1 pseudogene is annotated in these 1,009 nt (G+C 43.3%); it reads right to left on the bottom strand.

What is annotated here, in order from left to right:
- A pseudogene (locus ACS8FD_RS16950) lies at positions 1-1,009 on the bottom strand (glycine dehydrogenase (aminomethyl-transferring)); the annotation flags it as partial.

Genomic DNA, 1,009 nt, shown 5'->3' with positions numbered 1-1,009 from the left:
ATCAATCATATCGATATAGCCACCGACTTGGTCACGCGGTGCAAAAGGATGCACGTTTGCAAATTCAGGCCACGTAATAGGTAACATCTCGCTTGTAGCGTTTAGCTTCATCGTACAGCTACCGAGTGGAATCATACTGCGGTTCATCGCCAAATCTTTATCTTCAAGCGATTTTAAGTAACGCAGCATTTCGTGCTCGGTATGATGCGAGTTAAATACGGGATGAGTCAGTATATCGTCTGTACGTAAATGTTCTGCATTTAAAGAGACAGAGGCCGCTTCGGGTAGATCATGTGATTTATTGACAAACAACTGAGTTAAGACATTAAAGTCTTTTTCATCACTAATTTCACTAAATGATACACCCAGTTTATTTTCACTCAAACGCCATAAGTTGTAGCCAACATTGTCTGCATTCTCAAAGATTTGCGTGGCAAGCTTTTCTGAGCCACAATCAACTACCACGGTATCAAAAAACTGCTTATGAACGACGTTTAGTTGATTGTCGCTATCTGCAGTACTAATAACGTCAGCAAAAGCAGTCGCAAATGCATGAATACGAGTAGCGATACGCTTTACACCGCTTGGGCCATGATAGACGGCATACATGCCAGCAAGGTTAGCAAGCAATACTTGTGAGGTACAGATATTTGAGTTGGCTTTTTCGCGGCGGATATGCTGCTCACGAGTCTGTAGTGCCATACGTAGAGCGGTATTACCTTGTGAGTCTTTTGAAACCCCAATGATACGTCCAGGTGCTGAGCGTTTTGCTTTATCAGAGAAAGCAAAATAGGCAGCGTGTGGACCACCAAAGCCCATAGGAATACCAAAACGCTGCGTGCTACCTAGAGCAAGATCTGCGCCCATATCAGCAGGTGATTTTAATAATACCAAGCTCATGATGTCGCTGACGACTGACGTGTAGGTTTTATTTTGCTTAACGGCGCTAATAACATCGGTTAAGTCTTTAACATCACCCTCGACACCGACATATTGAAATAAGGCACCA

Source organism: Psychrobacter sp. 1U2, assembly GCF_051847575.1.
Note: the sequence above shows the minus strand (reverse complement) of the source record. Positions and strands in the feature narration are given on the sequence as shown.